Annotated in this window: 9 protein-coding genes; 2 read left to right on the top strand and 7 right to left on the bottom strand. The window is 59.3% G+C overall.

From position 1 onward, the window contains the following. From ACH2EH_RS23075 to ACH2EH_RS23045, 7 genes are all read right to left on the bottom strand, one after another. A partial coding sequence (locus ACH2EH_RS23075; RefSeq protein ID WP_395145464.1) for a hypothetical protein occupies positions 1 to 520 on the bottom strand: 520 nt, incomplete at its 3' end. 40 nt (positions 521 to 560) lie between these two features. After that, a complete protein-coding gene (locus tag ACH2EH_RS23070) occupies positions 561 to 1,226 on the bottom strand; it encodes a hypothetical protein (RefSeq protein WP_395145463.1) in 666 nt (221 codons plus the stop codon). Positions 1,227 to 1,231: 5 nt separating this feature from the next. Next, entirely contained in the window at positions 1,232 to 2,332 is a 1,101-nt protein-coding gene (locus ACH2EH_RS23065) for a glycosyltransferase family 4 protein (protein WP_395145461.1), read from the bottom strand. Next, a complete protein-coding gene (locus tag ACH2EH_RS23060) occupies positions 2,329 to 3,477 on the bottom strand; it encodes a glycosyltransferase family 4 protein (protein ID WP_395145459.1) in 1,149 nt (382 codons plus the stop codon). Before ACH2EH_RS23060 ends, ACH2EH_RS23065 begins: the two co-directional genes overlap by 4 nt. Further along, a complete protein-coding gene (locus ACH2EH_RS23055; RefSeq protein WP_395145458.1) occupies positions 3,443 to 3,829 on the bottom strand; it encodes a hypothetical protein in 387 nt (128 codons plus the stop codon). Before ACH2EH_RS23055 ends, ACH2EH_RS23060 begins: the two co-directional genes overlap by 35 nt. Before the next feature lie 23 nt (positions 3,830 to 3,852). After that, the gene (locus tag ACH2EH_RS23050; RefSeq protein ID WP_395145456.1) at positions 3,853 to 4,752 is read right to left on the bottom strand and encodes a WecB/TagA/CpsF family glycosyltransferase; all 900 of its coding nucleotides are present in this window, start codon (positions 4,750 to 4,752) and stop codon (positions 3,853 to 3,855) included. 78 nt (positions 4,753 to 4,830) lie between these two features. Beyond that, positions 4,831 to 5,481, bottom strand: a complete 651-nt coding sequence (locus ACH2EH_RS23045) for a sugar transferase (RefSeq protein WP_395145454.1) — start codon at positions 5,479 to 5,481, stop codon at positions 4,831 to 4,833. 414 nt (positions 5,482 to 5,895) lie between these two features. On the opposite strand from ACH2EH_RS23045, the gene ACH2EH_RS23040 reads away from it, so the two are divergent. Further along, positions 5,896 to 7,218, top strand: a complete 1,323-nt coding sequence (locus ACH2EH_RS23040; RefSeq protein WP_395145452.1) for a polysaccharide biosynthesis/export family protein — start codon at positions 5,896 to 5,898, stop codon at positions 7,216 to 7,218. Positions 7,219 to 7,220: 2 nt separating this feature from the next. After that, the coding region (locus tag ACH2EH_RS23035) for a hypothetical protein (RefSeq protein WP_395145450.1) at positions 7,221 to 8,249 on the top strand (1,029 nt) is incomplete at its 3' end.

Raw genomic sequence — 8,249 nt, 5'->3', positions numbered from 1 at the left:
CGCTGGGGCCACCGGAGAGCCCGACGGGCACCGGGTAGATCGTGATATTCTCGCCATTGATGCTCAGGGTCATCTGGCTCGCAGCCGCTTCCACCCCTTGCTGCACAAACGGCAGGGGAGCGCCAAAGGGCCGCTCGACAAGCTCTAGTGGGCCAAGCTGGCTGAGCGTCGTCTCGATCTCAAAGCCCTCGATCTTGACCCGAACCCCGACACTATCGGGCAGTGCTGTGAAAACCTCGATCTGCGCTTCAAGCGTGGGAGCACTCTCAAACGGGGTGCCCGCGAAGATATTGGGACCAAAGTACGCCCCGATCTGCGGGTCCGTGGAGACAAAGCCCATAAAGAGCGGCGCTGCGCTCGGGTCGGGCTGGTAGAAGACCATGCCGCTGGCCGCCGAGCCGAGCGGGGTGTGGACAATCCGTCCGATATGAACGATCACATTGGGCTGCGCCCCGCCAGGAACGGTGGTGGCGACCATGTCCACGCCACCCTCCCAGCTCATCCAGTTTGTAACTTGCATTTTAAAGTACCCTTTCACGTAGCACTCTATCCTGCCCGCGTTACAGGGGCGTTACAGGGAGCTTCTTTGTCCAGGAGCTTGTGCCGTTTTTTTCCACGGTGATGGTAGTCTCGCCACGGACAAAGGTCAGGCGCGTGAGGCTGGCTGTGGGCTGCTCGTAGCGGATATCGGTGTCGCCGCTGGAGACGGAGACAGCGCTGGCGATGCGCAGTGAGGGACTCAGGCCAATAAAGAGCCCAGCGGCGCGGTGGGCCCGCAAGTAGGTATCGAAGGTCACCGTAAACCAGCTCTGATCCCCGTCATCGCGCACAAAAGCGACTGTACGGGCACCGAAGTCCTTGAGAAGAGCATCCAGCTCCGCAACGCCCGTGGTCAGGGTTCCCGCTTTCCACTGAGCGAGCCAGGCGGCATCACTGCCGAGCGCGAAATGGATCTCGTGAGGATTGTAGGTGGAGGCGGCGTGGATCGTCTCAAGCTCAGGATAGGAGCGGCGGACAGTGCGAAGGGTACTGTCAAAAGAGCGGGCCACATCGAGGGGAACCGTGTAGCTCGCTACCTCACGTGCGGCAAGTAGGGGGGCATCTGGGTCGAGACTTGTCTCGGAGCGTGATGTCACGAAATCCTCTCCCGAGCCACGTCCCCCGCAACCCGGCAAGAGAAAGCCACTTGCCAGCAGAGCCAGAAAGATAGTTTTGGAGCGTCCCATGGCCCCTATGGTATCGTATTTTGCCGGGGATGGAAATCCCCCGCTTGGAGGATCGCCGCGCAGAGATTATCCACCCAGCGGTCCAGGCTGGCGTGTTTTTCGACCCAGAGACGCGCATTGCTGCCAAGCTTCTGGCGCAGTGCGGGGTCGTTTTGTAGGCGGCGGATGGTTGTCTCCCAGGCACCAGAATCGCCGATGGGCACATAGAGACCGTTCTCGCCATCGCAAATCGCATCGGTCTGGCCCTCCGTGCGGCTGACAACGACGGCTTTCCCGCAGGCCATAGCTTCTAAGATCGCGGTGATTCCCGCCTGGAAATCGTTCTCGTAGAGCGGCACCGCAACAACCGCCGAGGAGGCGTAGAGCGTGCGGAGCGCGCTGTACTCGTAGCGCTGCGCCGAGACATTGGCGGGCATGGTGCGCTTCTGGGTCTCGTTGGTGTGCTTCGACCAGGGCGAGGCGGCGGCTAGAGGGAACTGCGTGTCCGGCAGGCGCTCGGCGGCGACAAGTAGGGTGGGGTAGTCGCGCCACTCCAGCCCGGCGGCGCTGACCTGCTGCGTGATCTCTGTGACTTCAGGGCGGGGTCGCCAGAAGTTCGCATCGGCGTGGAAGGGGATCAGGCGCAGGCGCTCCGCCGGAATCCCGAGACCTTTCTCGCCTTGTGCGCGCTGCGTGGTGGCGTAGACAAGGATCGTGTCCATCTCCCGCCAGAGCTTCAGCGTTCTGAAAAACAGTGCTTTCTTGCCCGTCGAGAGCCGGTGCCCAATGGTGACATGGCCCGGGCGCGTCTTGCCCGAGAGCCGTAGCAGGAGCGCTAAAAATATCCCGATATTCTCCCCATTGGTAAAGAGGGAGCTGTAGTGCTTGCGCCGTCGCCAGCCCGCCACCGCCAGCGCGATATCCTTGCCCAGTGCCTTTCGTGCCAGCCGCACCAGTGGATCGCGGTCGGCCTCCAGCGCTCGGTAGTCGTAGAGCTCCGCGCAGGTGCCACGCGCCTCTAGCCCGGCGGCCAGGGCATCGTAGTCCATGGTCGGGTGCGTGTCGGCGGCGATGGCCTCGGCGAGGTTCTCTTTGCGGTAGCTGGGGATCAGGAGCAGAGTCTTCATTTTTGGGTCAGCCCTTTCAGGCGGGCGAGGATGCGGGGATAGTTCACAGCGGCATCAAAGCGGGATAGCGCCTCCTGGCGGGCGTTGTGCCCTAGCCGCAGACGCAGTGCCTGGTCCGTGAGTAGGTGTTCCAGAGCACCGGCGAGCGCGGCTGCATCGCCCACGGGCACGAGCTTACCCGTCTCGTTCTCGACCACCACCTCGGGCAGAGCACCGACAGCAGTCGTGATCACGGGCAAGCTAGCGGCCAGCGCCTCTAGCACAGCTTGTGGCAGGCAGTCCGCGCGGGTGGGGAAGACAAAGAGATCCGCCTCGGCAAAGAGCGAGCGCAGGCGCTCCGAGTTGGGCGTGACTCCATTAATCACGGTGATGTGCTCACAGGGCGCAATATCCGTTGTCTGGGTCACCAGGTGCAGGTGCGTCTTTCGCCTAATGGGTTCGGGGAGGCGCTCAAATGCCGCTAAAAGGGTGTCGCCGCCCTTGCGCACAAAATCGCCGCCGACAAACAGTAGGTTCAGAGGGGCACCAGGGCTGCGGGGCTTTCGAAGCGCACGCGCCGCATCCCAGGCGGCGATATCAACCCCGGGCGCAATGACATGGATTTTGTCAGCGGGAACCCCGTAGTCAGCAACCAGTGAGTCTTTTGTCCACTGGCTCCAGGTGATCAGGCCGCGTGCTGCCGAAAAAGCCCGCTGATTGAGCCGTGCCTTGAGGCTCTCAAGCTTCCCGTTGCCGGGTGTGTGACCGTAGTGTGCACCAAGCTGGTCGTACTGTACGGGAGTGGCATCCAACGAGATTAGGCCCGGTGTTTGCCGGAGCAGGCCCGCCGAGAGCAGAGCCGTGACCTGGGTATGGAAAAACAGCGCGTCTAGCTTCTGGCCGCGCAGGCCCAGATAGGCACCCAGTGAGGCTCTGAGAGACCAGTTTGAGCGAACCCCAGGAAGCTTTGCCCAGGCCCCAGGAGTGTTGTGGTACGGCAGCTCGATGAGCTGCGGCTGGACAAGCGAGTCGGCGGCGAGGGCTACCTGAAGGTTTTTTGCATGGGTGGTGTGTCCCAGGGAGTGCTCCAGGGCGAAGCCAATTTTTAGTGTCGCGGGCATTGCGCGCTCCTCAAGCCAGCGGAGGTGTGCCGGTGAAGTTCTCAAACGCTGCAGCGGGCTCTTGGGGGTGCGCGGCGCCGATACCGTAGCGGGTGAGTAGGTGCGTGATCAGGTGCTCTAGGCGGTGCTTGGGGAGCCGAGCCGGAGCAAAGATAAAGACATTCTCGTCTATCTGCAGCAGGCTCATGCGGCGACGTTCCGCTGTGAGGCCCAGGTAGGTATTGGGTGCGATCTCGCGGCAGACGATCTTACCCCGGCTGGTGCGGATCATCATGTGGCGGTCGTTGGCAATCGCACGGGCATGAGTAGCCGCCGTCTCATTGATGTCGCCAATGGGGTATTCGAGGTCGTCTAGATCTACAGTTGTCGTGACGACAATCTTTTTTGAGGCGTTCATTACGTGTGTTCCCTAAAACTTTTTTATTTTCGAAGACGTGCTTCGCTGGGCTCCGTTGTTCGCACGGGAGCTGTCGTGATATTTAGTTTTGAACCATCCGTCGTGGAGTGTGGCTCCTCGATCAGTGGTCGCGGTCGTGACGGTTGCCGCCCCATGCGTACTTTCAATGCCTCATTTACCAGGCCGACTAGCAGAGGAAGATCCCGGCAGATATAGCGCTTATAGAGCCGCTTGGGATCCTGAAGCAGACGCCATGCCCACTCCATCCCTGTGCGCTGAACGAGCCGGGGCGCTCGGGAGATCATGCCCGCTGCCATCTCGAAGCTCCCCCCGACCCCGATACTCACGGGGACGCCTAACTGCATCTTATGTCGGGCGATCCACTTCTCTTGCTTAGGGGCACCCAGACCAACTAGTAAAACATCTGGGTTTGTGGCGCGCAGGATCTTGGCGATTTTCTCTTGTTCCTCAGGTGTCTCAAAGGCCTCTTTGGGCGGGCAGTAGGTTCCGCAGATCTGCACACCCGGGAAGCGCTCTTCGAGAATCGTTTTGGCGGCGTCCGCTGCGCCCGCCATCCCCCCCAGAAAGAAGAGCTTCAGGCCCGTCCAGGCCGAGGCGCGGCAGAGTTCAAACAGCAAATCACTGCCTGCGACCCGCTCAACCAGGTTCGCTGTATCGGGGCGGAGGCGTGAGAGCCAGACAATCGGCATCCCGTCGGCCAAGACGAGGGCAGCGCTCGCGTAGATCGCTCGAAACTCTGCATCCTCTTTGAGCAGGGCTAAGTGATCCACGTTGCCTGTACAGACATGCTGGGGAGCATCCGCTTTGTGGACCACCTGTAGGATGCGCTCGACGGCCTCCGCCATACTGACGTTATCAAAACGTGTGTTGCTGATTATTACTTGTCCATTAATACGCGACATCTTCATAGTTCTCCGAAAAAAGCACTCTGGAAAAAGCAAAGCAGATTCTGTGCCGAAGGGTGATTAAAGCGCTAAAAATTAGTAGGCACCGTCGCCGCGTAGAACCGCAGGTAGCGCACGCAGCAAGATAGAGAGGTTGAGCAAGAGCGAGCGCTTGCGCACATACTCCAGGTCCAGAGCGATCCATTCCTCGAAAGTCAGGCGGGAGCGCCCGGACACTTCGCGCAGGCAGATCAAGCCCGGCGGGACACTGAGCCGCTCCAGAGGATAGTTCGGGTAGCTCTCAATCTCACGGGGAAGATGAGGGCGTGGCCCCACCAGGCTCATATCGCCTTTAAGAACATTCCATAGCTGGGGCAGCTCATCGAGGGAGTAGCGCCGCAGGACTCTGCCGATTCGGGTGATACGCGGATCGTGCTGCATCTTGAAGATCGGGCCGCTGGCCTCGTTTTTTGTACTGAGGCTCTCCTTGAGGGCTTCCGCGTTGGCTACCATACTGCGGAACTTGTAGAAGGCAAAGCGCTTCCCATTCTGTCCGACACGCTCCTGATGAAACAGAATCGATCCCCGATCCTCCGACCAGACGAGCAGGGCCACCGTCGCTAGAACCGGCGCGAGCACGGTGAGTGCCGTGGCCGCCACCGCAATATCAAGAGCCCGCCGCAAAGGCTCGGAGAGCTGCCGTTCTCCCTGAAGGGGAATCTCGCGTAGTGTGGATGACTTAACCATTCTTCTTAATTTCGCTCCCGTGAATTTCTGCGAATTTACGTTGATGAAACTAAAGCCCTACCAAAAATGTGCCTGAGTGAGGGGAAAGAGGGAAAACTGGTAATTTTAGGGATGAAGAAAGGGGAACGCAAGCTTGCTATAACTTACGTATAAGTTATGTAGTTTCGGTGAAGATACCTGTTAATATTGCTTGTAATGGTGATATTTATACTAGTTTTTGCTCTTTTGATGCATAAATGCCTTAAATAGATCTGCAAAGAAGTGGGGGTGTCTTCCGATCTTCGGAGAGTAGGGAATGGGTGTTGTGGAAAATTTAGAAAATTATTCTAGTGGGGAGCTAATTGGCACAGGGATTGCTTTAGCACTATAAGTGCCTCTGTGGGGCAATTCACTTAATACGGGAGAAGGGGAGCAATGAAAATGAGAACTAAGCAAGTACGAAATATTTTGGGGATGCTAGGATGTGTCGCGCTGAGCCAGAGTGCTTGGGCGCTGGGACCGATTCCAGGAGGCATCGTGGTATCGCTTGTGCTGGGACAGCAAGCCCGCCGCGTCGCGGTGCCCGCCGCTCAGGAGCGCCCTCTGATACTACCCTCCCCGACGCAAGCCGCTCCGGCACAGCCTGTTCGTTATAAAGTGCGCTGTGGCGACTCACTGGAGATAAAAGTGATGGGCCGCCCCGAGCTCACCCAGGCCATTACCGTTGCGCCGGATGGGACCATGATCTATCCCTACGTGGGGGAGCTGGAGATTGCAGGAAACACCCTCCAGCAGGTCAAGAGCAAGCTCGAAATTGGCCTCAAGCGCCAGATTGTCAATCCCCAGGTGCTGGTCTCCGTGGTCAAGCGCCAGATGGGCACTGTCTCTATTCTTGGACCGGTGAAGGAACCAGGCAAGCGGGAGCTCGGCGATGACTGGCGCGTACTAAGCCTACTCTCCGACTCCAAGGGCTTGACCGTCGAGCCGGAGCTGGTCACCATGCGACTGGTGCGCCGAGGCGGGCTGACAACTCTCAACGTTGATCCCATCAAGGTATTCAGCGACCCCACTCTGAACTACGTGCTTGAGGACGGCGACCTGCTGGTCATTCAGGAGCGCAATAAGAGCGAGACCATGGTAAACGTCCTCGGCGAGGTAGGTAAGCCCGGCTACGTGATCTGCCCGCGCGATGGCTCGCCTCTGGCAGCTCTGATCGCTGCGGGTGGAGGCAGCCCTAAAGCCGCCCTCTCCCGTGCGACTCTGCGGCGCGGCTCCGGCGGCACTCCCATCCCGGTGGATCTTAGCAACCCGGATAAGATTCCCCACGACCTCCAGCTAGGCCCTGGCGACACGCTCACTATTCCCGCCAACTTGCGGCAGGTCTTTCTGAGTGGCGGGGGCGTGTTGAAGCCCGGTGCTTTAGATATTCCCGATAATATCCAGCCCACGCTCTACTGGGCAATCCAGCAGTCGGGGGGGGTCTCGCAGGATGGTGACCTTAAAAACGCGGGCATTATCCGAGTCGCTCCCAATGGAACACCGATCCGTAAAACCGTCAATCTGGAGAAGATTCTCAAGAACTCGACCGCCCTGGGGCGCGATGCGGACGAAGTGGCCAAGCTCAACGCGCTGCTCCGACCCGGAGATGTCCTCGAAGTTCCCCTGAAGGGCCGTCGGTCCGGTGGTTTTCGCTTTGGGTTCAATGAGCTGACACTGGGTCTCTCGACCTTTCTGCTGATCCGTCAGGTGGCTAAATAACTATGTATCGTCGGACGAATGTACTCTATCGAGTGGTGGACGCGCTGTTTCGGAACCGGAATATGGTTCTGATCACTATTCTCTGCGTCGCCATTCCCGTCGCCTTGTTGCTGATCTTCCGCTCCCAGGGCTACACCGCCACGGCTGCGGTGAGTGTGGCGCAGGAAGCGAAGATCCTTCGTGGCAAGATGAACGCCGATCTGGATCAAGCGGGCTGGAAGACCGCATCAGACGTGAATGTCGCTCAACTGAGCATCTTACTAAGAGATGTTAAGCAGGGTGGCTTCGTGGACGATGTCTTTCAGCGTGCTGCGCTCACCCCTCCTGTTTCTTTAGCTCCGGGCGTGAGCGACAAGCGGGTAGAGAAGTTCCTGGGCTCTATCTCCGCGAGAGCGGACGGCGATAATCTCTTTACGATCAGCCTGAACTGGGACGAGAGCGACGAGTGCAAGAAGATTGTCCAGGCGGTTCAGGAGCAGTACATTGCTGCGCAGGCACTCACCAACCAGCAGTCCTCGACAAATCGTGCGGAGATTTTAAAAGAGCAGCTCGCCAAGAAGGAGACACTGGTTCAGCAGGCGATGGTGGCACGCGAGCAGTTTCGCAAGAAGCACCCGGAGGTCGGCCCCGATACCCACAATGTTCTGATGGATCGTATTGGCTATCTGGAAGAGCGCCTGCGTCGCGCGAAGCTCATGATCGACGAGGGAGGAGAGCGCATCTCGCAGGTGGCTCCTCGTATCCGAGGGGAGAATAAGTACATCATTACGGACACCAGTCCGCTGGTTGTCCTGGGAGACAGCCCCGCCCTGAAGCGCCTCAACGATCTGCAGGATCGCCGCTCCCAGATTACTGCCGGGGAAGGCGCGATGCGAAAAGACAGTGACGCCGTGCGCGCCCTGGATCGGCAGATTGACCAGGCGCAGCTAGCGGTTGCTAAAGAGCGGCGTGAGAAGCAGCGCAATGGCGGCACCTCGAAGCGCGAGCTCAACCCGCGCTACGGGGCACTTATAGATGAGGCAAGCCAGTCT

The organism is Armatimonas sp. (genome assembly GCF_043760365.1).
Taxonomy (GTDB): Bacteria; Armatimonadota; Armatimonadia; order Armatimonadales; family Armatimonadaceae; genus Armatimonas.
The sequence above is the reverse complement of the archived record's forward strand: the minus strand, read 5'-3'. Positions and strand labels throughout refer to the sequence as shown.